The sequence below is a fragment of the Pseudoclavibacter helvolus genome (assembly GCF_049707175.1).
Classification (GTDB): Bacteria; Actinomycetota; Actinomycetes; order Actinomycetales; family Microbacteriaceae; genus Pseudoclavibacter; species Pseudoclavibacter helvolus_A.
In genome coordinates this window covers 1-24,403 of the sequence record NZ_JBNAFM010000020.1, presented here as the reverse complement: position 1 = coordinate 24,403, position 24,403 = coordinate 1, and the positions used below count along the sequence as shown (strand labels likewise).

At 64.5% G+C, this 24,403-nt stretch carries 24 protein-coding genes, 1 other RNA gene and 1 pseudogene; 9 read left to right on the top strand and 17 right to left on the bottom strand.

Annotated features, from left to right (window positions below; all coding sequences use genetic code 11):
- Positions 1 to 24 precede the first annotated feature (24 nt).
- Genes aroA through ACPYN9_RS14720 form a run of 3 tightly spaced genes read left to right on the top strand, consistent with a single transcriptional unit; the run spans position 25 to position 3,376 of the window.
- Positions 25 to 1,470, top strand: coding sequence for a 3-phosphoshikimate 1-carboxyvinyltransferase (aroA, locus tag ACPYN9_RS14730; RefSeq protein ID WP_424467298.1), 1,446 nt, complete (start codon positions 25 to 27; stop codon positions 1,468 to 1,470).
- Positions 1,471 to 1,472: 2 nt separating this feature from the next.
- The gene (gene rsgA, locus ACPYN9_RS14725) at positions 1,473 to 2,534 is read left to right on the top strand and encodes a ribosome small subunit-dependent GTPase A (protein ID WP_424467297.1); all 1,062 of its coding nucleotides are present in this window, start codon (positions 1,473 to 1,475) and stop codon (positions 2,532 to 2,534) included.
- A gap of 26 nt (positions 2,535 to 2,560) precedes the next feature.
- The gene (locus tag ACPYN9_RS14720) at positions 2,561 to 3,376 is read left to right on the top strand and encodes an inositol monophosphatase family protein (RefSeq protein WP_424467296.1); all 816 of its coding nucleotides are present in this window, start codon (positions 2,561 to 2,563) and stop codon (positions 3,374 to 3,376) included.
- A 21-nt stretch (positions 3,377 to 3,397) separates the two neighbouring features.
- On the opposite strand, the gene ACPYN9_RS14715 is transcribed toward ACPYN9_RS14720, so the two are convergent.
- Positions 3,398 to 4,954 carry an MFS transporter gene (locus ACPYN9_RS14715; RefSeq protein ID WP_424467295.1) on the bottom strand — a complete coding sequence of 519 codons (1,557 nt, stop codon included), beginning with the start codon at positions 4,952 to 4,954 and terminating at the stop codon, positions 3,398 to 3,400.
- A 155-nt stretch (positions 4,955 to 5,109) separates the two neighbouring features.
- Between ACPYN9_RS14715 and ACPYN9_RS14710 the strand changes: the two genes are divergently transcribed.
- From ACPYN9_RS14710 to ACPYN9_RS14700, 3 genes are all read left to right on the top strand, one after another.
- Entirely contained in the window at positions 5,110 to 5,685 is a 576-nt protein-coding gene (locus tag ACPYN9_RS14710; protein ID WP_424467294.1) for a septum formation family protein, read from the top strand.
- A gap of 9 nt (positions 5,686 to 5,694) precedes the next feature.
- Positions 5,695 to 6,138, top strand: a complete 444-nt coding sequence (locus ACPYN9_RS14705; RefSeq protein ID WP_424467293.1) for a septum formation family protein — start codon at positions 5,695 to 5,697, stop codon at positions 6,136 to 6,138.
- Positions 6,139 to 6,287: 149 nt separating this feature from the next.
- Positions 6,288 to 6,902: a DNA-3-methyladenine glycosylase I gene (locus tag ACPYN9_RS14700; RefSeq protein ID WP_424467292.1), complete on the top strand. Its 615-nt coding sequence runs from the start codon at positions 6,288 to 6,290 to the stop codon at positions 6,900 to 6,902.
- A 129-nt stretch (positions 6,903 to 7,031) separates the two neighbouring features.
- Here the strand turns inward: ACPYN9_RS14700 and ssrA are convergent.
- Positions 7,032 to 7,400, bottom strand: a transfer-messenger RNA (tmRNA) gene (gene ssrA, locus ACPYN9_RS14695).
- A gap of 168 nt (positions 7,401 to 7,568) precedes the next feature.
- Here ssrA and ACPYN9_RS14690 point away from each other — a divergent pair.
- Positions 7,569 to 9,590 carry a hypothetical protein gene (locus tag ACPYN9_RS14690; protein ID WP_424467291.1) on the top strand — a complete coding sequence of 674 codons (2,022 nt, stop codon included), beginning with the start codon at positions 7,569 to 7,571 and terminating at the stop codon, positions 9,588 to 9,590.
- A gap of 100 nt (positions 9,591 to 9,690) precedes the next feature.
- Here ACPYN9_RS14690 and smpB read toward each other — a convergent pair whose 3' ends face one another.
- The 11 genes and pseudogenes from smpB to ACPYN9_RS14635 all read right to left on the bottom strand — a co-directional run.
- Positions 9,691 to 10,167 (bottom strand): SsrA-binding protein SmpB, encoded by a 477-nt coding sequence (gene smpB, locus ACPYN9_RS14685; protein ID WP_104241539.1) that lies wholly within the window; start codon positions 10,165 to 10,167, stop codon positions 9,691 to 9,693.
- A gap of 91 nt (positions 10,168 to 10,258) precedes the next feature.
- Positions 10,259 to 11,170 carry a permease-like cell division protein FtsX gene (ftsX, locus tag ACPYN9_RS14680; RefSeq protein ID WP_424467290.1) on the bottom strand — a complete coding sequence of 304 codons (912 nt, stop codon included), beginning with the start codon at positions 11,168 to 11,170 and terminating at the stop codon, positions 10,259 to 10,261.
- Positions 11,167 to 12,009: a cell division ATP-binding protein FtsE gene (gene ftsE, locus ACPYN9_RS14675; RefSeq protein ID WP_424467289.1), complete on the bottom strand. Its 843-nt coding sequence runs from the start codon at positions 12,007 to 12,009 to the stop codon at positions 11,167 to 11,169. Before ftsE ends, ftsX begins: the two co-directional genes overlap by 4 nt.
- A gap of 83 nt (positions 12,010 to 12,092) precedes the next feature.
- Positions 12,093 to 13,208: a peptide chain release factor 2 gene (gene prfB / locus ACPYN9_RS14670; RefSeq protein WP_424467288.1), complete on the bottom strand. Its 1,116-nt coding sequence runs from the start codon at positions 13,206 to 13,208 to the stop codon at positions 12,093 to 12,095.
- A 54-nt stretch (positions 13,209 to 13,262) separates the two neighbouring features.
- Positions 13,263 to 13,730, bottom strand: a complete 468-nt coding sequence (locus tag ACPYN9_RS14665; RefSeq protein ID WP_424467287.1) for a hypothetical protein — start codon at positions 13,728 to 13,730, stop codon at positions 13,263 to 13,265.
- On the bottom strand, positions 13,727 to 14,185 hold the full coding sequence (locus ACPYN9_RS14660; RefSeq protein WP_424467286.1) for a pilus assembly protein: 459 nt from the start codon (positions 14,183 to 14,185) through the stop codon (positions 13,727 to 13,729). Before ACPYN9_RS14660 ends, ACPYN9_RS14665 begins: the two co-directional genes overlap by 4 nt.
- A complete protein-coding gene (locus tag ACPYN9_RS14655) occupies positions 14,154 to 14,579 on the bottom strand; it encodes a TadE/TadG family type IV pilus assembly protein (RefSeq protein ID WP_424467285.1) in 426 nt (141 codons plus the stop codon). Before ACPYN9_RS14655 ends, ACPYN9_RS14660 begins: the two co-directional genes overlap by 32 nt.
- The gene (locus tag ACPYN9_RS14650) at positions 14,566 to 14,742 is read right to left on the bottom strand and encodes a hypothetical protein (RefSeq protein ID WP_424467284.1); all 177 of its coding nucleotides are present in this window, start codon (positions 14,740 to 14,742) and stop codon (positions 14,566 to 14,568) included. The genes ACPYN9_RS14655 and ACPYN9_RS14650 overlap by 14 nt, the downstream gene beginning before the upstream one ends.
- A gap of 23 nt (positions 14,743 to 14,765) precedes the next feature.
- The gene (locus ACPYN9_RS14645) at positions 14,766 to 15,704 is read right to left on the bottom strand and encodes a type II secretion system F family protein (RefSeq protein WP_424467283.1); all 939 of its coding nucleotides are present in this window, start codon (positions 15,702 to 15,704) and stop codon (positions 14,766 to 14,768) included.
- Positions 15,701 to 16,564 carry a type II secretion system F family protein gene (locus ACPYN9_RS14640; protein ID WP_424467282.1) on the bottom strand — a complete coding sequence of 288 codons (864 nt, stop codon included), beginning with the start codon at positions 16,562 to 16,564 and terminating at the stop codon, positions 15,701 to 15,703. The genes ACPYN9_RS14645 and ACPYN9_RS14640 overlap by 4 nt, the downstream gene beginning before the upstream one ends.
- Positions 16,561 to 17,526 (bottom strand): annotated as a pseudogene (locus ACPYN9_RS14635) (CpaF family protein); the annotation flags it as partial. The pseudogene ACPYN9_RS14635 and the gene ACPYN9_RS14640, both read right to left, overlap by 4 nt.
- A gap of 152 nt (positions 17,527 to 17,678) precedes the next feature.
- Between ACPYN9_RS14635 and ACPYN9_RS14630 the strand changes: the two are divergent.
- Positions 17,679 to 19,391: a hypothetical protein gene (locus ACPYN9_RS14630; protein WP_424467281.1), complete on the top strand. Its 1,713-nt coding sequence runs from the start codon at positions 17,679 to 17,681 to the stop codon at positions 19,389 to 19,391.
- Between the two features lie 39 nt (positions 19,392 to 19,430).
- Here the strand turns inward: ACPYN9_RS14630 and ACPYN9_RS14625 are convergent, their stop codons facing one another.
- The 4 genes from ACPYN9_RS14625 to ACPYN9_RS14610 form a co-directional block, all read right to left on the bottom strand.
- Entirely contained in the window at positions 19,431 to 20,531 is a 1,101-nt protein-coding gene (locus tag ACPYN9_RS14625; protein WP_424467280.1) for a hypothetical protein, read from the bottom strand.
- 322 nt (positions 20,532 to 20,853) lie between these two features.
- Entirely contained in the window at positions 20,854 to 21,636 is a 783-nt protein-coding gene (locus ACPYN9_RS14620) for a hypothetical protein (protein WP_424467279.1), read from the bottom strand.
- The gene (locus tag ACPYN9_RS14615) at positions 21,614 to 21,799 is read right to left on the bottom strand and encodes a hypothetical protein (protein WP_424467278.1); all 186 of its coding nucleotides are present in this window, start codon (positions 21,797 to 21,799) and stop codon (positions 21,614 to 21,616) included. The genes ACPYN9_RS14620 and ACPYN9_RS14615 overlap by 23 nt, the downstream gene beginning before the upstream one ends.
- 467 nt (positions 21,800 to 22,266) lie before the next feature.
- On the bottom strand, positions 22,267 to 22,464 hold the full coding sequence (locus tag ACPYN9_RS14610) for a hypothetical protein (RefSeq protein WP_424467277.1): 198 nt from the start codon (positions 22,462 to 22,464) through the stop codon (positions 22,267 to 22,269).
- Positions 22,465 to 22,565: 101 nt separating this feature from the next.
- On the opposite strand from ACPYN9_RS14610, the gene ACPYN9_RS14605 reads away from it, so the two are divergent.
- Entirely contained in the window at positions 22,566 to 23,870 is a 1,305-nt protein-coding gene (locus ACPYN9_RS14605; protein WP_424467276.1) for a hypothetical protein, read from the top strand.
- The last annotated feature ends 533 nt before the right edge of the window (positions 23,871 to 24,403 follow it).

Below are 24,403 nucleotides of genomic sequence, written 5' to 3'. Positions count from 1 at the left end.
CACTGGCGGTATCGTTGTCAACCAATGGAGATCTTTGGCTATTCCGGACCACGCTTCGACCTGTACCGAGACGATGAGGGCAGCGAGCCGCTGACCCTCGGCGACGGCCCCTGGGAGGCCCCGACGGCGACTTCGCCTATCGATGCGCGCCTGCAGGTTCCGGGTTCGAAGAGCCTTACGAACCGCGAGCTGGTGCTCTCGGCGCTCGGTGCTGAGCCGTCGAAACTGCGGCACCCGCTGTGGGCACGAGACACCGAGCTGATGATCGAGGCGCTGCGTCAGCTGGGCACGCAGATCACCGAGGTGCCCGGTGACGGCCGGTTTGGCAATGACCTCGAAGTCGTCCCAGGCGAGCTCGAGGGTGGCGTCTCCATCGACTGCGGGCTCGCGGGCACGGTCATGCGCTTCGTCCCTCCCCTCGCATCCCTCGCCCTCGGCCCCGTTGCCTTCGACGGCGACGAGGCTGCTCGCCGGCGCCCCATGAAGGGCACGGTGGATGCGCTGAAAGCGCTCGGCGTCGAGGTTCGGGACGACGGCAGGGGCAATCTGCCGTTCTCGCTCTACGGCACAGGCGAAGTGGCGGGCGGCGAGATCACGATCGACGCGGGGGCCTCGAGCCAGTTCGTCTCTGGCCTGCTTATGGCCGGGGCGCGCTTCGCGGACGGACTCACGCTCGTCCATTCGGGCGAGCGGGTTCCCAGCCAGCCCCACATCGACATGACGCTCGCCGCGCTCCGCGACCGTGGGGTTGAGATCGACGCCTCTGTGGCGGGCACTTGGCGTGTCAGCGCAGGCCCGATCGATGGACGCGAGCTGACGATCGAACCCGATCTCTCGAACGCGGAGCCGTTCCTGATCGCCGCGATCGTCGCGGGCGGCAGCGTCTCGATTGAGGACTGGCCCGAGTCGACGACGCAGGTTGGCTCACACCTACAGCACCTGCTCCCGCTCTTCGGCGCGAAGATCGAGGTCGCGGACGGCGTGCTGACCTGCACCGTCGAGCTCGGCATCGCCCAAGGCGCTGAGGTTCCGGGGGTCGATCTCGACCTGTCTGAGGCTGGCGAACTCGCACCAAACCTGGCTGCGCTGTGCGGACTTTGCTCGACCACGAGCCGCATCACCGGCATCGCCCACCTGCGCGGCCACGAGACCGACCGCGTCGCGGCCATTGCGGCTGAGCTGCGCGGCATCGGCTGCGAGGTCACTGAGCTCGAGGACGGACTCGAGATCGTCCCAGGGCCGCGGAGGGCGCACGAGTGGCGCGCCTACGAGGACCACCGCATGGCAACCTCAGGTGCGATCGTCGGCCTCGCGATCGAGGGCATCACAGTCGACGACATCAACGCGACCAGCAAGACGCTGCCCCAGTTCACGCAGCTCTGGCAGGACATGCTGGCGCAGGGCTCGGGCGACTCCCCAGACGAGGGCGAGGACGACGGCAGCGTCGACCTCGCGGCCTTCGCCATCTGACCGTGTCCCGCTCACTCGGCGACGCGTTCGACGCCTACGGCGACTGGGATGAGGACGACATCCGCGTCCGCCCCAACCCGAAGGCGAACAAGCCGCGCTCCAAACAGCGGCCGAAGCACACCGATGCCGTGACCGGACGGGTCATCACCGTCGACCGCGGCCGCTACACGGTGCTGCTGGAGGAAGGCGCTGCGGATGAGCGCACCGTGACCGCGGCGAAGGCGCGCGAGATCGGACGCACTGCGATCGTCACGGGCGACCTCGTCGACCTCGTGGGCGACACCTCGGGTGACGCGGGTAGCCTCTCGCGCATCGTGCGAATCTGCGAGCGGAAGACGCTGCTGCGCCGGAGCGCCGACGACACCGACCAGGTCGAGCGTGTCATCGTCGCGAACGCGGATCAGATGCTGATCGTCGCCGCGACGGCGCAGCCCGAGCCTCGGCCGAGGCTCATCGACCGGTACCTCGTCGCCGCCCTCGACGCTGGCATCCAACCGCTGCTGGTGCTCACGAAGACCGATGTCGCGCCGGCCGACGAGCTTCGCGCGCTGGTCGAGCCGCTCGGCGTGCGCGTATTCGAGTCCCGTCCGGGTGGCGAGCCGATCGACGAGCTCCGTGCAGCCCTCGCCGGGCACACGACCGTGGCCGTCGGGCATTCCGGTGTCGGCAAGTCGACGCTCGTGAACGCCCTCGTACCTGGCACGCTGCGTGAGACCGGGGTGGTCAACGCGGTCACCGGCCGCGGGCGGCACACCTCCTCCTCCACGCTCGCAGTGCGCGTCGAAGACGCCGAGGGGCAGACGGGGTGGATCATCGATACGCCGGGCGTTCGTTCCTTCGGACTCGGCCACGTCGATCGCGACAACGTGCTCCGCGGGTTCACCGAGCTCGCGACGATCGCTGAGGACTGCCCTCGCGGATGCACGCACCGCGCGGACGCACCCGACTGCGCCCTCGACGACGCCGTGCGTGACGGCGCGCTGGACGACGCGGGTGTCGCTCGCCTCGACTCCCTGCGACGCCTCTTCATGTCGCTCGACCAAGCGGCAGACGCGGCCTATTGAGTCGAGCTCTGGCTTAGGCTGGCCGTGTGGCCACTGAACTCCTGCATCCGCTCTCCTCCGACCTGCGCCTCGCGCGGGAGCTCGCCGACATCGCAGACAAGATCTCGATGCAGCACTTCAACTCGCGCTCCCTCGGCGTGTACGAGAAGGAAGACCGCACGCCCGTGACGGATGCGGACCGGGCAGTCGAGCAGGCCCTCCGAACTCGCCTCGCGGAGACTCGACCTGGCGATTCGATCCTCGGCGAGGAGTACGGCTCCCAGGGAACCTCGCGCCGCCAGTGGATCATCGACCCGATCGACGGCACGGCGAACTTCATGCGAGGCATCCCGATCTGGGCGACGCTCATCTCGCTGGTCATCGACGGCGTACCGGAGGTCGGCGTCGTCTCGGCACCGGGACTCAACCGCCGCTGGTGGGGAGCGACGGGCCAGGGCGCCTACCTTGACGACGACCTCAGTGACAGCGATGTCGCCACCGACCGCCGCATCCAGGTGAGCGGCGTCGACCAGCTTGAACGCGCATCCCTCAGCTACAACAGCCTGAAGGGATGGGATGAGGCGGGCCGTTCGGCGCAGCTGCTCGAGTTCAGCAGGAGCGTGTGGCGCACCCGGGCCGTTGGCGAGGTCTGGTCGTACATGCTCGTGGCCGAAGGGGCGCTCGAGATCGCGGGCGAGTTCGACCTGCAGCCGTACGACATGGCCGCGATCGTGCCGATCGTCGTCGAGGCCGGCGGCACGTTCACGAGCATGGACGGCGAAGAGGGACCCTGGCACGGAAGCGCCCTCGCCACGAACGGGTTGCTGCACCAGCAGGCGCTCTCCGCACTGTCAGCCCGGTAACCGGGACCCAGTGCTGGGCCGTCAGTCTGCGGTCAAGTGCGCTGATTGGCGCCTGCGGTGGCCGACGAGGTCGACGATCGCGACCACCAGCGTGAGGATGGACAGCCCGATGACCACGAGCAACCCACCGGCGACCGACGCACGGTAGGCCTCCTGCACCACGGGCGAGCTCGTGTCGGGGCCAGCGGAGCCCATGACCTGCAGGGCGGCTACCCCGGCGAAGAACACCGAACTTCCGATCGCCAAGCCCATCGCGTTCCCGAGACGCTGGCCGACCTGGGCGAACGACCCCGCGATTCCCGCCTGCTCGACGGGCACGTGGAGGAGCATGCGCATCTGGTTCGCGCCCATCACAAGGCCGGCCCCCGCGCCGGAGATGATGAGCGACGCGCTCACGAGGTAGGGCGCGAGCTCCGCGTCGGAGACCTGGGTCACGATGAGGACCACGGCGTACCCCGCTGCGAAGAGTGCGACGCCAACGGCGACCAGTGTGGCCCCGTGCTGGAAGGTCCACTTGCCTGAGACCGCCGCGACCACCGCAGACGTCAAGGCATACGGAACGGACACCGCCCCGACGAGGACGGCGGGGTGCCCGAGCCCCTGTTGCAGGAAGAGCGTCACGAGCAGGAACCCCACCGGCATCGCGGCGAAGAAGAGCGTCGTGATGAGGACCCCGTAGCGGTACGACGGTGTTCGGAACAGGGCGAAGTCGACGACCGGTGTCTTGCCGACGCGGAGATATCGCCGCTCCCAGAAGATGAAGGCGACGAAGAACGCCAGGGCCGGCACCAGCAGCCACCACCGCGCAGGGTTGTCGGTGCTCTGCCCGGAGGTCAGGACGAAGGGCAGCATCGTCGTCAGCACGGCGATGCCGAGCAGCGCGACGCCGAAGAGATCGAGTGTCTGCCCGCGGGCCACGGTCTGCCTGGACGGGAGCAGCCTCCAGGCGAAGGGCAGGACCACGAGCGCGAGCGGGACGTTCATGGCGAAGGTCCACCGCCAGCCAGCCTCCTCCCCCAGCAGCCCGATCAGCAAGCCGCCGATCGTCGGCCCGAACGCCGTACCGAGACCGACAATTGCGCCGAAGATGCCGAACGCGCGCCCACGTTCCTGGCCTGTGAAGAGCTGCTGGATGAGACCAAGGACCTGGGGCATGAGGATGCCCGCCGCGAAGCCCTGCAGGATGCGCCCGACGATGAGCATCTCCGTGCTGACGCTGAGCGCACACACGAGTGAGGCGAGCCCGAAGGCGGTCAGTCCGATCAGGAACAATCGCTTACGGTTCCAGAGGTCACCCAGCCGACCGGAAGGCACCAGAAGGATACCGAACGCTAGGACGTAGCCCGCCACGATCAGCTGCACGTCCGAGGACGCCGCTCCCAGGGTGTGCTCGATCGGCCCGAGGGTCACGTTGACCTTCGCGAGGTCGAGGATCGTGAGCACCGCCACCGCGGAGCACACGGCAAACGCCGGCCAGCGCGACGCCTGCGAGCGAGTGCTCACCGCATCCGCCGCTTCCGGGTGCCCCTCACGGGGTGTCGATGACTGCTGCGTGGGGGAAGGCGCGTCTCTTGACATATGAAGCACATGCTACGCCGATCGCTCCCCCGGTCCGACGGGTCGCCCGAACCGGTTCTGTGGTGTTCCTCGGGAAGCCCGCCATAGACTTGGCGCGCCGCGTCGTCACGAGCGGCCAGGAGCTCTGACCCAGTTCACCCCCTCGAGGAGCAACGATGCGAACCGCCGTCCGAAGCGCCGCAGGCGCATCCCTGGGCCTCGCCGCCCTCCTCATGCTCAGCGGATGCACTCTGGTGACCACACTCGCTGGCGGCGCCGACCCAAGCGTCACCACCGAGACCACGTCGACCTCGGAGTCGACGGAGTCGGCGTCGCCGACCGAGAGCGCCACCCCCACGCCGACCCCTGAGCCGACGTTCGTCGCCGGGACGATGACCGGCATTGAGGACCTCCTGGTCGGGGACTGCTTCGATCTCGAGTCCGGCGCGGACGACGCGGAACTCTTCCCGAACTGCGACACCCTGCACACCTACGAGGCCTACCACTCCGAAAACATGTCGGGCGGTGACACCTTCCCCGGCGATGCTGCGGTCGACACGGCGCTCGAGGACATCTGCTCCGCCGCGTTCACCGGCTTCATCGGCGCGGAACCGCGCCTCACGAGCTGGAACTACACGGGGATCGTGCCGAGCGCAGAATCGTGGGCCGGCGGCGATCGCGAGGTTCTCTGCATCGTGACTCCCGTCGACGGCCAGCCGACAGCTGGCACCGCGGAGGGTTCCGCCAGCTAGCCTGGTCTGGTGGCCTACCGATTCTCTGCATCGCTCCTGACTCTGCTGCTCGTGGGAGGTGCGCTCGTAGCGTGCAGCGGTTCGTCGGAGGCGCCGCGGGTCGTTCCGGTCGCGGAGCTCGCCGTCGGCGACTGCTTTTCGTCAGACGCCGAGCGGAAGCTCGCGACCCTCGAGGAGACCTGCGAGTCGCCGCACCTGTACGAAGTGCTGTCGGTCACGCCGACCTCGCTCGGCGATGCGTTTCCCGGGGATGCGGAGCTGGCCACTGAGGCGGATGCGCTGTGTGCGGCCGACTTCGCAGCGCTTGGGGCTGACGTGACTGCCGGTCTCGTACCGCTCCACCTCGTTCCGAGCGAGACCAGCTGGGCGGCCGGTGACCGCGCGATGGTGTGCCTCGTGGCCGACGCCGGCGGGGCCGAGCTGACCGGGTCCCGACTGCCTCGCGACAGCTGACGCTTGGCGCGTCCCCGCCTGTGGATGGACGCGCCGGGTGTCGGTGGCGCCGAGTAGCGTGCTCAGCACAGCAAGTTCTCGATCAGTGCCGTCCGTGCGCCTCCCGGTCCACGGAGATTGCAGGATTCCGCGTCCCGAGAGGAATTCCCATGCCAGCAACCACGACATCGTCGGATCTCGTCATCGGTGACGACGGCCTCGCCCGCCCACGCTGGGCCAGTCAGGATCAGCTGCTCATGACCTACTACGACACCGAGTGGGGCATGCCAGTCACCGATGAACGGGGCGTCTTCGAGCGGCTCTCGCTCGAGATCTTCCAGTCGGGCCTCTCCTGGCGGCTCATCCTGCAACGCCGACCGCTCCTTCGCGAGGCATTCGCCGGGTTCGACGTCGACACCGTCGCGCGGTTCGACGACGACGACGTGCAGCGACTGCTGCTCGATCCTGGCGTGATCCGCAACCGCCTGAAGCTGTCCTCGATCATCAAGAACGCGCGAGCCACCGTCGCGCTTCGCGAAGACGAGCCACTGCAGGAGGTCGTCTGGGCCGCCAAGCCACACGTCACCCCACGGCCAACCTCAGCGGCGGAGGTGCCGAGCACCAGCGCCGAATCGCGGCTGCTGACGAAGCGGCTCAAGGCCCGTGGGTTCAGCTTCGTCGGCCCGACCAACCTGTTCGCGCTCATGGAGGCCATTGGCATCGTCGACACGCATCTGGTCGGCAGCCACCGGCGCGGCACATCCGGCGTATGGCCTCGCGACTGAAGCTCCGCATCCCCTGCGGCAAGCGCTTCGGCCCGAACACCGGACCAGCCGGGACCCACCGTGAACCAATAAGGCCCCGGCCCGCCAGCGGTGTGCTGGCGGTCGGGGCCTGTGCTCATGACGTGGGTTTCGTGGAGATGGGGGGAATCGAACCCCCGTCCACAACTACGAAACCGCGGCTTCTCCGGGTGCAGTCTGTCTACTGTTCTACTTGGCTCCGATCATGGGGACAGACACCTTGATCGACGAGCCCAGTTCCAGTGCAAGTCCCGCGGTGCCCTGAAACACAACACCGCAGCAAGTTCCCTTAATGACGCCAGCTACCGGAGCGGGAACACCCCCGGGCTGACGGACTATCGGACTCGCTTAAGCAGCGAGGGCGAAGTCGGTGCGCTTAGCGTTAGCACCTATGTTTTGCGAGGGGCGTTAACGAGATAACCCCGCATCCTCGACCCGCTTCACGCCGATTCACCAGTCATGTCGAAACCGATCATCCCCGTGAGCCGAGTCTCCTCGGCGGCGTTCCACGTCATGAGCACTGTTGAGTTACAACTGCCAAAACCGGCAGCTCCTAAACATACGTCAAGATGGCCGAGAAATCTACGTCCTGGGAGGCTCAGGGCAAGCCTGAAGGCGATTCCCGGGAGGACCAGTACCCTGAACCCCATGAGCGGCAATGACTTTGAAGGATTCGGGCGCCCGAATTGGCAGAAGCCCGAGCACGGCGACGAACACGCCCAGGAGTCCGGGGGCGAGTCTCAGGAGACACAGGCCGGTGACCCGGCGCAGCCCGAGCAGTCGGCTGCACCGGAGCCGTCGGAAACGAACGTGAACGCGAACGCAGCCGCGGATGGCGAAGCGACAGGTGGCGACGCGACGGGGCACGAGGGCTTCGGCGCCCACTTCGGCCGTCCGGCCGAGCCGCACGCCGAGGCGGAGCAGGTGCCGGAGCCGGAGCACGCTTCCGCCGAGGCCCCCTTCGACGAACAGCCCGGCACAGAGCAGAACAGCACCGAGGTTCTTGGTTTCGGTGAGACGAACCAGACCGCGGTCCTCGGCCTTGGCGACAACAATCAGACCGAGATCATCGACTCGGGCGACCCCGCAGCCCCCAGCTGGGAGCAGACGCCACCGCAAGCACCGGCGAACTGGAACAACGATCAGGCCCCGGAGCCGCAGGCCCCCGCAGGATGGGACCAGCAGCCGTCTGCACCCGTCTGGGGACAATCGGCGCCGGAAGCCCAGGACGCACCTACGACACAGAACCCCACCTGGAACTCACCAGAGTCGGGCCATGCCGTCACCGGCTCGGCACCAAGCGGTTTCGAAGCCCCCTCGTACGGTGCCGGCGAGAGTGCGCCGAACCACGCGCCGCCCTTCGGCTCCACCGCTCCTGAGGCTGCTGCCCCGGCATTCGGAGCCCCAGCGTATGGCGCTGGCGCTCAGCAGGCGGGCGCGTGGAACGGCCCGCCCGAGAGCCAGACTCCGACTCCCTACGCGCCCGGCCAGGCCCCCGGCCAGCCCGGAGGCGCCCCCGGATTCGGCGGCAACGGCGGCGGCTTCCAGGGCGGCGGTCCCGCCGGCCCCAACGAGTACGGCAATGGAGCACCGGCCAGGAAGAAGCCATGGTTCCGCAAGCCCGCGATCCTGATCCCCGCCATCGTCGGCGTGGTGGTGCTCGTCGGCGCGGCCGTGGCCATCCCGGTCACCATCCACAACAACAACGTGAACCGCGGCGACGAGCTCGCGGCCGCCTTCCAGGCCGACCTCGACGCGCACTACGCAGACTGGACCAGCGAGAACCTCGACACGGCCTCCAACGTCACGATCTCTGCGGCACTCGGCGAGAACACCGACTTCTTCTCGCAGTCGGCGGCCCAGATGTCGGACTTCTCGACGCGCTGCGGGAACGTCGCGACGGCTGAGACCACGATCACCGACCTGGCCGCATCCACCGTGCCCTCGCTGACGGTCGAGGATGGCGCTGACGCCTCCGAGGCGTACAAGGCAGCGCAGACCGAGAGCGACGACCTCACCGAACGTCGCGACATCGTCGCGAATTTCGCAGACACGGCCAGTGCGGACGTCGCAGCCCTGCAACAGTTCTGCGAGACGTTCCCGAAGTACAACTCGATCTACAACACCTTCGGCACGCAGCTTGCGGCGTTGTCCTCCACGGTGTTCACGATCCCCGATGGTCAGAACATCGACCTCGGCAACAACCTGTACTACCCCTGCAACGTGTCGACCGGCTGCCCGGACTACAGCGACCCGAACATCGGGACGAAGATCGCCGACGCCATCAAGTCGACCTATGTCGACTTCTACCGGGGCATCGCTGACCTCGCCGCCTCGGAGTGCTTCCTCGATGAGCTCGCCGACGTCTGCACGAGCTACAGCACCGAGTTCGGCAAGGCGGCGGATGCGGCGCAAGCGGCCTCCGACTCGTACCGTTCGGAGGCGCTCAACCTGACGGTCGGGGCAGTGCCGTTCGCGAACTCCGCTCCGCTCTTCACCGCCATGTTCGACTCCTTCGATGCGGCAGACGCGGCCGTGCAGACCGCCTGGTGGAGCGCCGACCCGGCGTCGAACGGGCAGACCGACCGCGGGTGGCAGTCACGCAGCCTGAAGACGCTGCTCTCCGCGCACGAGAGCTCGATCGCATCCCTCGTCGAGAGCGTGCGATAGCGGCGCCGCTCGAGACCGCGAAACGGCCCCTGATCCATTCGGATCAGGGGCCGTTTTGGTGATCTCGCTGGCCCGAGCCTCGGGCAAGACGAAGGTGTCGCTACTCCCCCATGTACTTGCGGGAAGCAACGGCGCGGTCCGCCTCGCGCTTGTCTTGACGCTCGCGCAGGGCGTGGCGCTTGTCGAATTCGCGCTTTCCCTTGGCCACCGCAAGCTCGACCTTGGCCCGACCGTTCAGGAAGTACAGCGTCAACGGGACGAGCGTGTACCCGCCTTCCTTGGTCTTCATCGCGAGCTTCCGGATCTGCTCCTTGTGCAGGAGCAGCTTCCGCTTGCGCCGCGGAGCGTGGTTGTTCCAGGTGCCCTCGAGGTACTCGGGGATGTGCACGGCATCGAGCCATGCCTCACCGCGATCGATGTACGCGTAGCCGTCGACGAGGGACGCTCGCCCCTGGCGAAGCGACTTGACCTCGGTTCCGTTGAGGACGATGCCCGCTTCGAGGGTGTCCTCGATGAGGTAGTCGTGCCTGGCTCGACGATTCGTCGCGACAGGCTTTGTCCCTTGCTCCTTTGGCATGGCCTCTTCCTCTCTCGACGGTAGACGATGGACAGCCCGCTATCCTACGACAGGAGCTGTCCATCGGTCTACTTCGCGGTTTTCGTCTGCGTCAGACCTTCAGGTACTTGTTGATGGCGATGCGAGCCGAGACCCAGGCCAGGAGCACGCTCACGACGACGAGGACAGGAATCGCGAGGAGCGCTTCCGGCACGCCAATGAGCGAGACGAACGGCAGCTGCCTACCCAGGTAGCCCTGCACGAAGAAGTGGGCGATGGCCACCGTGGCGGCCGAGGCCAGCACCGCTCCGATGAGCGCCGCGACGATACCTTCGAGGATGAAGGGGGCCTGGATGTAGCGGTTCGACGCTCCGACGAGACGCATGATGCCGATCTCGCGTCGACGGCTGATCGCGGAAAGTCGGATCGTGGTCGCGATGAGGAGCGCGGCTGCGACGAGCATCACGATGGCCACCCCGATGGCGGAGAGGCTCGCGACGTTCAAGAGCTCGAAGATACTCTCGAGGTACTGACGCTGGTCGGTAACGGCCTCGACGCCGTCGTAGCCGGCGAGCTGCTCGATGATGATGTCAGCTCGGTCCGGGTCGGTGAGCGTGATGAGGAAGCTCTCCGAGAGGTACTCGGGCTCCACGAACGACACGATAGGGTCACCGGCGAACTGATCCTGGAAGTTGGCGTATGCCTGATCCTGGTCCTCGAACACGTACTCGCTGATGTACGGCGTGAGGACCGCGCCCTGCAAGGCCGCCTCGACGGCCTCACGCTGCGACTCGCTCGCCTGCCCACCGGCGCAGTTCGGGGCGCTCGAGACCGACGAGCAGAGGTCGACAGAGACCTGCGCGCGGTCGTACCAGAAGGCCTTCATGCTGCTGATCTGCTGCTGCATGAGGATTCCGGCGCCCACGAACGTCAGCGAGACGAACGTGACGAGCACGACGGAGATGACCATGCTCGAGTTGCGCCGAAGCCCCTGCCACATCTCCGCGAAGACGCGACCGATCATTTGCTGTCTCCTGAGGTCTTGGGGGTCGATTCGCCGGCGACGCGCGAGGCAATCGAATCTGCGATGGATGTCGGTGCCGGTGTCGGCAGTTCGGTTTCGTCGTCGTGCTCGAGCTGCGGCGAGGCTTCGTTCTCCGCCTCGGCGAGGGGAACGACGCCTGGCTGGTAGACGCCGTCGGACTCATCGCGCATGATGACGCCGCCGTCGAGCTCGATGACGCGCTTGCGCTCTTCGTCGACGATCGAGACGTCGTGTGTGGCCATCACGACGGTGGTGCCGTTCGTGTTGATCCGGGCGAGGAGGCGCATGATGCCGCGACTCGTCACCGGGTCGAGGTTGCCGGTGGGCTCGTCCGCGAGCAGGATGTCGGGCTTGTTGACGACGGCTCGCGCGATTGCGACTCGCTGCTGCTCGCCGCCGGAGAGCTCATGTGGGAAGCGGTTGCCCTTGTCTCCGAGGCCAACGGTCTCAAGAACGTCCGGGACGGCCTTCGCGACGTGCCCGCGAGACTTGCCGAGCGCTTCGAGCGCGTAGGCGACGTTCTCGAAGACGGTCTTGCCCGCGAGCAGGCGGAAGTCCTGGAACACCATGCCGATGCTGCGTCGGTAGTACGGCACCTTGCGGTTGGAGATGCGGCGGAGGTCCTGGCCGAGCACGTGCACCTGTCCCCGGCTCGGGGCGTCTTCGCGAAGGATGAGGCGGAGCACGCTGGACTTGCCCGAGCCTGACGGGCCGACAAGGAACACGAACTCTCCACGCAGCACCTCGAAGGTGATGTCGTCGAGTGCGGGGGCGGCGGTGCCAGGGTAGACCTTGGCGACGTTATCGAATCTGATCATGGCGCTAACAGGGTAGGCACCGGATGAGCCGCTGCTCTGTGCGACATGCAGAACTTGCCAGACGCGGCCGACCTCAGGGCGGGTTACACCGCCTCGGATTCCCCGCGCTTGCGCCAGCGGATGCCGGCCGCGATGAAGGCGTCGATGTCACCGTCAAACACCTTGTCGGTGTTGCCCGTCTCGTGCTGGCTGCGAAGGTCCTTGACCATCTTGTAGGGGGCCAGGACGTAGGAGCGCATCTGGTCGCCCCAGCTCGCCGTGATGTTGCCCGCGAGTTCCTTCTTCTGCGCGTTCTCCTCTTCGCGGCGGAGCAGCAGGAGCCGGGACTGCAGCACTCGGAGGGCCGCGGCGCGGTTCTGGATCTGGCTCTTCTCGTTCTGGCAGCTGACGACGATGCCGGTGGGAAGGTGTGTGATGCGGACCGCGGAGTCGGTCGTGTTGACCGACTGGCCACCGGGGCCAGACGAGCGGAACACGTCTACTCGCATGTCGTTGTCCGGGATTTCGATCGACTCGGTCTGCTCGATGAGCGGAACGACCTCGACGGCCGCGAAGCTCGTCTCGCGACTGCCCGCGGAGTTGAAGGGGCTCATGCGCACGAGGCGGTGCGTGCCCGCCTCGACCGAAAGGGTGCCGAAGGCGTATGGGCTGTCGATCTCGATCGTCGCCGACTTGATGCCGGCCTGCTCGGCGTAGCTCGTGTCGAGGACGGAGACCTTGTAGTTGTGCTGTTCCGCCCAACGGAGGTACATGCGCAGCAGCATTTCCGCGAAGTCTGAGGCATCGACTCCGCCGGCGCCCGCACGAATGGTGATGACGGCCGGCCTCGGGTCGAACTCGCCGTCGAGGAGGGTCTGCACCTCGAGGTTGCCGATGACCTTGGTGATGGCCTTGAGCTCGGTTCTGGCTTCCTCGGCCGTGTCCTCGTCTTCCATCTCGACGGCCATCTGTGCGAGGACCTCGAGGTCGTCGAGGCGCCGTTCGATCTCTTCGAGTCGCTTCAGGTCGGATTGAGCGTGGCTGAGTTCCGAAGTGACCTTCTGCGCGTGCTCCGTGTCGTTCCAGAGGTCGGGGACGGAAGCTGCGGCTTCGAGCTCCACCACCTTCGCGCGGAGCTTGTCGGGGTTGAGCACGGCGCTGATGTCTCCGAAGGTGCTGCGCAGGGCAGCGATCTCCGAGGCGAGGTCAAGGTTGATCATGATCCCTCAAGACTAGTCGCCAGGGCTGGGCGGCGCGGCTCGCCTCGCGAGGCGTCAGCTCAGCACCACCCTCGCGTCGCTCGAGACGGTGATCTCAAGGCCGGCAGGGAGGAGCGCGTGCGCGAGTGGCGGCGTCCAGTGTCCGGAGAGCACGACATGCGCCGTGACCCCGTCCGGCGTCGTGGCGGAGACGAGCGAGACGGTCCCGTGTCCTGCGCTCGCGAGGTCGTCCAGCGTCGCGAGGGATCGTTGCTCCACTCGCGACTGTTCGAGCTTCGGCGTGAGGCCGCCGGCGCCGAACGCGACGTCCGTTGCGGAAAAACTCTCCGACGCCGCGAGGGCCACGGCGTCCGCGACGCTGAGCAGGCGCTTGCGCTCGATGGAAAGCGATGTGGCGGCGGCGAGGACGTACGCGGTCGTCAGCCCGATCATGAGGTACACGAGGATGAGCGGAAGCACACTGCCGCGCTCGGTGCGCACAAGCTTCAGCAGCGTGCATCCCTCCCGTCTGTGCGGGGTCACGAGGCCGATCCGAATCGCGTCACGGCGAACGAGGAGGTTGCACTGGTCGGTATCGAGAGCGGAGCCGCTCCCTCGGTGAGGTTCGGCGCGAACGGCATCGGGACGGCGATCGTGACGGTCACGGAGACGACCGCCCCCGGGGAGGTGCACGCGTCACCGGGGCTGCTGCACTCGACGTGCTGCTGGATCGCCGCGAGGTCAATGCCATGGTCGGCTGTCGCGAGCTCGATCGTGGATTGGGCCAGTTCGAGCGTCTGCGGCGATTCAGGGTCGGAGGCCAGAAGCCGGGCTGCGCTTCTCGCGGCCGATTCGGCTGCGACGCTGGCCCCCTGCAGCGCCGAGAGCGTGAGCATGAGATACGCCAGCGGCACGATCAGCAGGGTACCGAGAGCGAGGAACTCCAACGAGGCAGACCCGCGATCGTCATAGATCGTCCAGCGCTTCCATCGGTGCATGGCCCGTCACCTCCAACGATTCAGGGAGCCCGAGGAGGCCGAGGAGCGGCAGCGGCGACCGCACGGTGACGGCGATCACTGTCGCGCCGTGCAGCTCGGCCGTGGTGGCCTCGATGTCCTGGGCGTATCCGACTCCGAGGCTCGCGGCGATGAGGTCCGCTGTTCGACGCTCCCCCGCCTCCGCGCCTGCCCCGAACAGGCCCGCGTGCCTCGCTCCCTCGCCCGCCGCATCCAGCAGCGTCGTCCGGACGTACAGGGCGAAGCCGACCTGCAGCACGGTGACGGTGAGCAGGAGCAACATGGCTGACACCATGACCCACTCTGCGACCGCCGATCCTTGGTCGTCGTCGAGCGTCGAGCGAGGTCGTGCGAGGCGTCGACTAGCTGAAGTCACTGACTCGGGTGATCGCATTCTGGAAGACGTCGACGAGGAGATCCCCCGCGACAGTCCAGAGGAGGATCACGATGCCGGCCGACATGATCGTGATGAGTACCCACCCCGGCACGTCTCCTCGGTCTGAGTGGGCGCGGGTTCGGATGGCGTTGAGGAACTGCATGGTCGTACCTTTCGGAGAGGGCGTCAGAAGCTCGTTCGGAGCACGAAGACGGCCGGGTAGAGGGCGAACAGGATGGTGGTCGGAAGGATGAGAAAGATGAGCGGCACGAGCATCTGGACTTCTTTGCGTCCAGCTGCTTCCAGGAGGTCGCGCTTGCCGAGCTCGCGTGCGTCGCCCGCCTGCGCTCTCAGCACCTCGACGAGCGGAGCGCCGCGCTCCAGTGCCGAGATCATGTGCTCTACGCAGCGGTCGAGGGGCCGATACCGGACTCCAGATGACATCTCGTGCAGCGCGTCGGCCAAGGAGACCCCGGTGTTGACGTGCTGTACGACTCGAGCGAACTCCTTGGCGAGTTCTCCCGTGCTCACGCGAGAGACCCGCTTGACGCTGTCGAAGACGCCTTCGCCCGCGGAGAGACTGAGCGAGAGGAACTCGATCACGGTCGGGAATTCGCTGGCGATGCGCCGATGTCGTCGATCTGCAGCTCGCGAGAGCGCCTGGTCACGCGCGGAGACACCCACGGCCCCAAGCAGCACAGGTAGGAGAATCTGAGCGACGATCGGCATACCGCGGGTCACCCCGACGAGGAGCACGAGCGCCAGACCGATCCCCGCGGCCGCCAGACCCCAAGTGAGTTGCTCTGCCCTGAAGCGTTCGATCCCGATCGACGATCCGCTCTGCCGAAGCTGACTCGCGATGCGCTCGTTACCACCGAGCAGCTCGTCAAGCAGGCGCCGTCCTCTGGCTGCAAGTGGCGCAGCCAGCGTGCCCAGAATCGGGAGCGGATCGGTCGCTGTCTTCTGCACGTCTGCGCGCGCTGCTGCCGACACATCGAGGAGATGTGGGGCGAGACGCTCGGCGAGGCTCGGTCTCGAGATGCGGGGTGCCGCGGCGAGCATCGTCCACAGACCGAGGCCGAGGCCCAGGCCGCAGAGCACCGCCCACCCGAGCGTCTCAGTCATGCGAACCACCGGCGGTCGTCTCTGAGCCTGGCGATGCGAAGCATCAGAAGGTAAGCCACGACCGTGGCGATGAGTCCCACCGCGATCACGACCACTCCATCGAAGCTGTTGAACGCGACCGCAGCTTCGGGCCTGGTGCCCAACATGAGGAGCACGATCCATGGGGCCGCCGAGCCCAGCTTGGCGGCATTCATCACCCAGGACTGCTTGGCTTCGACCTCGTGGCGCACCGCCTGCTCCTCACGGAGGTAGGCGCCGAGACTCTTGAGCACCGTCGGCAGTTCCGCACCGCCCACATCGCGAGACATTCGTAGCGTTTCGAGAATCCGATCGGCTGTCGGGTCCGCCAATCGCTCTTTGAGATCGTCAAGGGCCACGCGGAAGCTACCGGTGAGCCGGTACTGCCTGGTGAACGCCGCGAAGTCCTCTCGCAGGGCGATTGGTCCTGACTCTGCGAGCCCTGCCACACCCTCGGGCAGCGCTATGCCCGACCGCACCGAGGCCACCAGGTGGTCGATCACGTCCGGCCACACGAGGCGGTTCCGCGTGCGCCGCCGCGTCGACCGAACTCGGACGACGAGGAACGGGCTGACGATGCCGGCGACCAGCGCGATGATCGCGACCGCGATCACTCCGGTGAGTGCCAGGCCGACTGCACTGAGCGTCAGGCCGAGCACGACGGCCGCGCCCCCGAAGACGCCGACTGGAACACGTTCGAAGCCAGCTCGCCTCAGGTCTGATCGGAAGTCCGCGAGTGCGGAGTGTCGACGCGCCGCAAGCCCCTCACTCCTCGGCCAGAGCCACACACTCAGCAGGGTGGAGACGCCTGCGCCCATGATGAGCGCGAGGAGCACACTCACAGCGCCCTCCGCAGCACACGAGCGGCATCCACGCCGCGTGCTTCGAACTTCGCGGATCGAGGCGGTGGCGAACCCGTCGACTCAAGCTGGCCCCGGCCGCGCTGGAAGAGCGTAGCCGCCTCGATGACCTGCCCCGTGACGACGCCGGTCGGGGCGAGGACTTCACTGACGTGCCGAGTACCGCTGGACGTCATCTCGAGATGCACGACGAGATCGATGCAGCTTGCAACCGTCGGCACCACGAAGGAGCTGTCAATGTTGCGCCCGGCGAGGAGCGGGAGCGTCGAGAGTTTGGTGAGCGCGTCGCGGGCCGAGTTCGCATGAATGCTGCACATCCCCGGCATGCCGCTGTTCAAGGCGATGAGGAGGTCGAGGCTCTCCGCTTCGCGGACCTCCCCGACCACCAACCAATCTGGTCGCATTCGTAGGGCCTCTTTGATGAGACGGCGCAGCGTGATCTCGCCCGTGCCTTCAAGGCTCGGCTGCCTGCATTGCAGGGCCACGACGTCGCGCGCCACCAGGTCGAGCTCGAACGTCTCCTCGACCGTGACGATGCGTTCTTCACTCGGAACTGAGGAAAGGAGGGCGTTGATCATGGTGGTCTTCCCCGTGTGGGTCGCGCCCGAGACGAGGATGTTGCAACCGGCGAGGACCGCCAGGCGCAGAAACTCAGCGGCCTGCGCGGTCAGCGCCTCGCGCTCGATGAGGTGCGAGAGGTCCCGGATGCGGCGGGAGAACTTGCGGATGTTCACCGACGGATAGCGGCGTGTCACCTCGGGGACGGCCACATGTAGGCGTTCACCGTTGGGGAGCGACGCGTCGACGAACGGCGACGACAGGTCGACGCGGCGACCACTCGACTGGAGCATCCGCTCAATCAGGTCGCGCAGTTCGCTCTCGGGGACGACGGTCGAGGTGAGCTCGGGGACCCCACCCCGCGCCACGAACACGCGTGAGGGGGACCGCGTTTAACCATTTATCTTCGTATACGAGGCATTCTTCCTGATTGGCGCACCCTCACATATGACCTCCTCTTGTGCTCGACGGGTCACGAGTCTCTGCCGCGCAAGCGCGTCGGCATCCGCCGAGCGCGCTGCGTCCAGATACTTGTTTCGTGACCACGATCAACTGGGAACGTATGCAGGGCGAGGACGTTGAGGACTTCGCTGCTGCCCACCTACTGCTGGGTGCGGGCGTCGGGAACCGCATACGGCCGGGTAAGGGCGACCGTGGCGTGGACGTCCAGATCCCGACTGAAGCGGGCTGGGAGATTTACCAAGTCAAGCGGTTCGCAACGAATCTGAGCTCATCATCGAAGCGGCAGATACGAGACTCCTGGCATCGCTTCAGAGACAAGATCTTGCCGACCCGCGCCGTCAAGTTCTGGGCGCTCGTGCTGCCCCTGGATCCAACTCCCGAAAATGAACAGTGGTTGGCCGAGCTCACCGACGATTCTGGTGTCGAAACCCGGTGGATTGGGCGCACGACGTTGGATGCCTGGGCCGCAGACAACCCCAAGATCGCTGCCTACTTTTTTGGCGACGGCGAGCAACGTTTGCGCGATCTCATGGCGACCGCGCTGGCCGGTGGGCGACCGCCAACTGACGATCGCGGCGATCCGCTGTTGTCCTCGATCGAGGAGCGGATGTTGCAGCTCTGTCAAGCGCTGGACGAGGTTGACCCTTTCTACCGCTACGAAGTCGAAGTCCGTTCCGGATCATTGAAGGAACCGCCCTCGTCCGAGGCCCTGCGAAGGAACCACAGACCCGGTCTCGTTGAAACCATCCAGCGAGAGATCAGCGACAACCAGTGCATCGTGACTCACGTGATCGCTCGTTCCCCCATGTCTACAACTGTTCGCCCCATTCGAAGCAACGTGACATTCACGCCCTCGACGCGAGAGGAGGCCGTAGCACTCGAACGCTTCGTCCGCTACGGCGCTCCCCTCCTGCAAGCCCCCGGCAGGATCCACAACAACGAAGGTCCAGCCGGAACGACCGCGGACGCGAGCAGCCTGATGAAAGCCTCGCTGCTCGCCCCACATGGAGAAGCCCCGCTACCTCCACTCGAAGCGCGACTCCGGGATCCTGACGGCAACATCCTGGGAACTGTTCTTGTCACAGATGCGGAAACTGCTGTCGGCCAGATTGGTAGCGGTAGATGGTTCCGGATCCACCTTGGTCCGGCCGTGCACTTCGAGTATTTCATTGGATCCGAAGAGCACCCCGACACGCTTCAGGTGGCCTACGACCCAGCGCTCACACTTGGCGTGGAACCACACGCAGTTCTCCCAGGCATCGAACTCGTGGCCGACCTGCCGGGGAACAGCCTCGAGTTCGCAATCCGAGGCGGGCCCACGTATTTGAAGCCCTGGCACTTCGACCAAGAAGCGATCTCGACCAGTGCCCGGGCCTATGCACGCTTCGTGAAGGCACTGCAGACGTTCCAACAGCACTCTCTGCAACGCATCACGATCCCAGACGTCGGCCTCCTCGATGAGGCAGAGTTGAGAAAGCTGCAGACCTTCACGCCCTTGCTGCAGGGCGAAACGCATACGTTGCGCTTCGGAGCATACGAAGTGGGAGACAACGACCACTTCGCAACCTGGGACGAACATCCTCGAAGCTTCGTATCCGAACACCAGATTGAGATCCGGGTCGGAGGCGAGCTCTGGGACACGAACCAGAACGCCAGGTACGAATTCGAATCCGTGCGGATCGATCGCAGCACCACCCCTCCGAGCCTGCGACCAGGCAAGAGCAACCTCGTTCGCGTCAGCGCCGTGGCCCGCTCCTCGCGACGGAGCCGCGCGGCTCGGCGGGATTGAAGTAGTAGACGTTTGGACGCGAACTGCATGACGAAACGATCATTCTAATCGCGTGACTAAGTGAGCGAGCTCCCGGTGACTTGATAGCGCGAAATCCGACAGCGACCGGAATCGAGACGTGATGTCCTGCGACAAACTTTCGATTGACCGAGTATTTCGGCGCACTTCATAGATGTGACTAAAGTGCGGATCCGAAAATGCTTGGTCGACCAACGCTTCAACCTGCTTTTCGAGGTTCAAAAGGACGGAAGCGTCGACCACATCGATCTTGACTGGCTCAATTTGAGCAGCTTCGTCTAGTAGAGCCAGCGCGGCCCTGTGAGATGATTTGAATCTTTCGAACTCAGGATCAGCTGACAAAAAGTCCACCAATCCCCTGCTCTCCATATGAGCATCAATGAACACTTCACGATCAGATTGTAGCCTCTGCAAACCAGACATGGATCTCCCGTCCGCATCGACGCGCAAAGACCCCCAGGGACTACTCTCCACGAGAAAGCTGAGGAATAGGGGGTCCTCCATTTTCGCAATAAGATCCCGATCTCCTGCCAGAGTCGCGAGTCGCCCGGGCCACTTGCTCAGCAGATCGACCAACGTGCTCGCAGACTGGTAATGAGCGTCTAGGGCACCGAGCGCATCCTCCACGGACTCCCAAAAAGGAACATAGCGGGGCTGGCCCAGTCTGATTTCTGCCACTTCGAGACTCGATCGCACCCGGACCAGCGAATCTCGGTGCAATTTCGCTTCGTTTCGGACTTTCGAATGTTGCTCGTACACCTCTCGATGCATCAGCGCGCAACTCGCTTCGGCGAACTCGACTAAATCACCTAGCTGACCCTGCTTGGCCTCACGAAACTCTTGCCGACGCTGTTCTAATGAGGGAGCAATCCTGCGCACCCAGGTGACTTGCCTCTGGCGGGCAGTTCTTTCTCTGGCGTGATTCCGCGCAGCCTCGTGCAAGGCCTGCTCTTGCAGGTACTCACGCCGGCGTGACTCCTCGGCTTGCTGTCGCTTATCACGCTTCCGACGTTTGCGTTCTTTGGACTCGAACGCCATTTGCGATTCGATGGCATTGCGCTTCTCCCGCTGCACTGATCCAAAAATGAATAACGCGGCTAGTGAGTAGAGCAATGTGCCCATTGCCACACACTTCCATGTGAGATTCTCTACAAACTGCTTCTCTGACGCTAGCGGAACGACGAGCGCCGTGATGAAGACAATCGTAGAGGAAGTCAACCAAAGGACGCCGAAAAACCGCACGCCCCTCAACCGCCCAACCCTCTTGACGTACCTTTCTAGGACCAACTGCCGTTCTACACGCGAACCAGGTTTCAATTTAGCGCACCTTTCCAAAAGAACTGTGACAGAAAATCGAAACTAAAACGCGTCGGGCATTCGGCAAAGGAAGACTCGCATGACTGCGAGCGAAGTGAAACATCATCGATGCCAAATGTGAAAACCATCACGTCGCAGACCAATGAAGATCTGTGAAGTGCGCCACGTCAGGCAATTCTGGCCGGAGTTCTCGGTATACGCCTTGGTAGGAAAACGAATGAAGCGCGGAGAAGTAGTAGGCCATCACCTCACCCTTCCCATCCCAGTACGTAATGTCTCCTCGCGCACTCAAAGCACCGCTTGCAACGAACCTGCGTTCCGCATCGTAGAACCGAGTTCCATAAATCGGATCATGCTCTGAATAGAAGATGGCAATACTTGATGCGGACTGGCTTTTTCTGGATTCATCGCGGTCATACTCTTCGAGGAGTTGTTCCAACTCTCGCAGTGCCGCCTGCTTCTCTTCGAATCTCGACTGACGCTCCCAGCCTTCAGATGAAATCATCTGACTCAGCATCCGAAAGTCGCTCTTCAGCGGGCCCACGTCGACTCCGAGAGTCGCGTGCGCTGAGTAAACGCCGAAAACACGTTCCGCGTGCCAAAATATCCCTCGCGCGAATCGCCAACCCTCAGCTCTCTGGTCTAATTTCGGAACGAGGTCGGAAGCCGCCCAAGCTGAATAAGGGAAGACAATCTCAGCAAAGATAACACCAGGATCGAGTTCTTCAATCAGGTCCATCCACTCGATGAGGCCGTTGACACGACCAACGACCTGTTTCTCGTCTTCACTCGCGAGTACCTTTCCACTGGCCACCTCATCAATAACAGCGAGAACCTTGGCGAGACTCTCCTGGAAGTGCTCGCGAGAAACAACACTAAGCGTGGGCTCAGATTGCGCGGAGTGCGACATTGATGAGCTTCAGTTCTTTCTCAGCTTTTTCGATACTCTCCTTCAAGCGCTGTTGCTGGTAGTTATTCGAAGAGGTTGCAAGAAACTCTTTCGTGGCTGGTAGGAGCTCTTCGAGGACCTTCTTCCGCTCTAGCAGTTCCCTCTTCTGGTATTCGTTTGACATTTTCCGGATGCTCCCATCTCAATCAAATCTCTCACATGCTAGCTATTAGTAAACTACGGAACGTCCCGGGAACAATCCGCAGGAGGGCAACCGAGTCGCGAACGCAACCATCTTCGGAAGGCACGGCAGTCGAGCTGTGGGCGCTTCTCCCACGGACGTCTATGCACTGCCACGGCCGCGTCGCACGCTCATGCAAGTGGCCTGTAGCGCACAGGACACGGAGACGCGCGTGCGTCTCGGTGTCTCTTGTCACGCCCGCGACCGGTTGCGCTTGCCGACCACCCTGAACTTCAGACTGGCCGACAAGCGTTGCCACCTAGTGCGGCTTGCCGATCGGATTGGGTTGCCCGGGCCCCGGCTTGGAAGGCGGCTTCGGTGGTGGTTGTTGCTGGTTGCTCATCGTCGTGCCCTTTCCCTGCTGTTTGCGCGTCTCGTGATCAGCGCCTGGAGTTGCGTCGAATGTTCGCTTACTTGCCGCCCGTTTGTCCAGGCTTTCGCCCTCCGTTGCGGAGGTCGCGAGCGATCTGTGCTTGAGACTGCCGAGCTTGAGCTTCCACGCTTTGTGTGGATGCGGGCGGAACGGCGGGGCCTCCGAGGAGTCCGCCCATCGCCGTCACCCCACCGATGAGGGCTCCGGCAATCTTCGTCGACTTGCTGTCGGCCATGATGTGTTCCTTCCTGATTGTTCGTGCTGACATGTCCAGCATGCGCTCGAACCCGTAGCAGTAGATGGTGGGTCCCTGCGTCTCGGCGGTAGGTTTCTACCGTGAGCGATCAGCAGCCAAACCCGCACGCAGTATTCGCGAGCGAGCTCGATAGGTACATGAGTCTGCGCGGCATAACCAACCAAGAGCTGGCCATGAACCCGCGAGTCTCCAGCTTGGGTGGGAATACGGTAGACATCATTCGCAACTGGCGAAAGGGAGTTACCAAGATTCCCCTTGCTGCAGTGCCGGTGCTCAGCGAAGTTCTCGGCATGGGCGGACCAGCTCGCGGTGAACACGATCCTGCCTACATACTTCGCAAGTCCGGGCTACTGCCGAATGCGCGCGAGGAGGACCTGGCCTCGCTTGCATGGCACGTTCAGCGTCTGGAACTGCGGAAACGAGACCTCGAAGACGAGCTGAGCCACCACGAGCGGTCCTCTGCAGTCACGAACTTGGTTCGAATTGCGCGGGAATCCGGTGAATGGGCAGTCGGTACCTGGCCCGTGATGGCCGGACCAGCGGAATGTCGGATGCACGTTGAAGACAGGGTCGATATTCGCCACGTCAGCGGACGCCCGCTCAAAGATGTGGAGGTCTTCCGCGACCCGCTGTGGACAAACGTGCTGCGCCGAGCCTTCGCGTCGCCAGCAAGATCAGGCCCTCGTTTCGTTCGGGAAAATGACGCCGGCGTCTCCAAGTGGACCATCAGCCATGCTGAAGCTCCGTCGCTGCCCCGGGTACGCATTCCGAATCCAGAGTTGACATCCATATGCGTGTACGGACTCAACATCGATTCTGGAGCGAACGAGGTCGGCCTACTCGTCTCGATTGCTCTCGGATACGGCTTCGCGCTAACCCGCGACGAGGCTATGGAGCAATCAGGCCTGCAGGGGGAATTGAACGCCACGCAAGGGCCTGCTCGGGCGACAGCACATCAACGTCATCTTCGGACGCCGCCAGCCGCAGTGGTCTGGAGCCACCACGCCCCGCCGTATCAAAGCATCACGCCCAACCCGTTTGAAGTGCAGGGGGACTCTTCTGTCATCATCTACCTGCGGGAGAGCGACCAAGTCATGATGGACTACTGCCGGCGATGGGAAACCGCAAGTTTGGATCGTCTTCGCGAGATGAGAGCCCAACTCGACCACCTCGCCAAACTCTCGGGTGTCAAAACCATTGAAATAGAACACGTCGCGGGCCTCGACCGTAAGTGGAATCGCAACATCAGGGTAGCGCGGAGAATACTGACCGAAGTCGATGCGATCGCGGCAGCCTACCGTGCGAACGAAACGGCCAGGTCGGTGACCGCGGGGCGAGACCCGGACGTAGCCGCTCCCTTCATAAAGTGGCTGAACTCGCTCTGACGGTCGACTGCGGATACATCCGGGCCCGGTCCAGCCATGCGATCGATGGCGTTCGGACTGCCGATTTGCTGCCACAAGTGGTCATCAAGGTTGTGCGGGAGCCAGAACAATCCGCCATCGGCGATTGCCCGCGCTCGGCCCCTCTCCGAAGTAGGTCGATCAGATGCTCGAAGAGAGTAGAGGGGCTACGCTGCTGACGCACAGCCAAGCGCAAGCACCCCCACACGCACTTCCATGATGACAATGCGTCTAGTTTCAAGCGAGCTGGACCCGCTCATGGGGCCAATCATTCTTGTGCTCGACGTGACTGAGCAGCCCATAACCTGATCAACGGCTCGTTGCCGGCAGTGGGAGCTTCAAGGGCAGCAATCTGCACATCTGGGTTGAGGGGACACAAGCACCCCGAGATCAGCGCAGTGCGCTGCAAGTGTCAAGAGCATGTCGGCGATGGCTAGTTGTATTGACCCGTGAGGTTGTGAACACGGTCTGAGGGGCGTTGGCCGCCGATCCCGGTGTGGGGTCTGTGGTGATTG

Bases quoted from the DNA above. Each gene is read 5' to 3' on its own strand.
- ACPYN9_RS14650 (WP_424467284.1), bottom strand. From the start codon at position 14,742: ATGCAGTTCCTCAACGCCATCCGAACCCGCGCCCACTCAGACCGAGGA.
- ftsX (WP_424467290.1), bottom strand. From the start codon at position 11,170: ATGATCGGTCGCGTCTTCGCGGAGATGTGGCAGGGGCTTCGGCGCAAC.
- ACPYN9_RS14610 (WP_424467277.1), bottom strand. From the start codon at position 22,464: ATGGCCGACAGCAAGTCGACGAAGATTGCCGGAGCCCTCATCGGTGGG.
- ACPYN9_RS14690 (WP_424467291.1), top strand. From the start codon at position 7,569: ATGAGCGGCAATGACTTTGAAGGATTCGGGCGCCCGAATTGGCAGAAG.
- ACPYN9_RS14710 (WP_424467294.1), top strand. From the start codon at position 5,110: ATGCGAACCGCCGTCCGAAGCGCCGCAGGCGCATCCCTGGGCCTCGCC.
- ACPYN9_RS14715 (WP_424467295.1), bottom strand. From the start codon at position 4,954: ATGTCAAGAGACGCGCCTTCCCCCACGCAGCAGTCATCGACACCCCGT.
- ACPYN9_RS14620 (WP_424467279.1), bottom strand. From the start codon at position 21,636: ATGTCGCACTCCGCGCAATCTGAGCCCACGCTTAGTGTTGTTTCTCGC.
- prfB (WP_424467288.1), bottom strand. From the start codon at position 13,208: ATGATCAACCTTGACCTCGCCTCGGAGATCGCTGCCCTGCGCAGCACC.
- ftsE (WP_424467289.1), bottom strand. From the start codon at position 12,009: ATGATCAGATTCGATAACGTCGCCAAGGTCTACCCTGGCACCGCCGCC.
- ACPYN9_RS14625 (WP_424467280.1), bottom strand. From the start codon at position 20,531: ATGGGCACATTGCTCTACTCACTAGCCGCGTTATTCATTTTTGGATCA.
- ACPYN9_RS14615 (WP_424467278.1), bottom strand. From the start codon at position 21,799: ATGTCAAACGAATACCAGAAGAGGGAACTGCTAGAGCGGAAGAAGGTC.
- smpB (WP_104241539.1), bottom strand. From the start codon at position 10,167: ATGCCAAAGGAGCAAGGGACAAAGCCTGTCGCGACGAATCGTCGAGCC.
- aroA (WP_424467298.1), top strand. From the start codon at position 25: ATGGAGATCTTTGGCTATTCCGGACCACGCTTCGACCTGTACCGAGAC.
- ACPYN9_RS14660 (WP_424467286.1), bottom strand. From the start codon at position 14,185: ATGCACCGATGGAAGCGCTGGACGATCTATGACGATCGCGGGTCTGCC.
- ACPYN9_RS14645 (WP_424467283.1), bottom strand. From the start codon at position 15,704: ATGACTGAGACGCTCGGGTGGGCGGTGCTCTGCGGCCTGGGCCTCGGC.
- ACPYN9_RS14700 (WP_424467292.1), top strand. From the start codon at position 6,288: ATGCCAGCAACCACGACATCGTCGGATCTCGTCATCGGTGACGACGGC.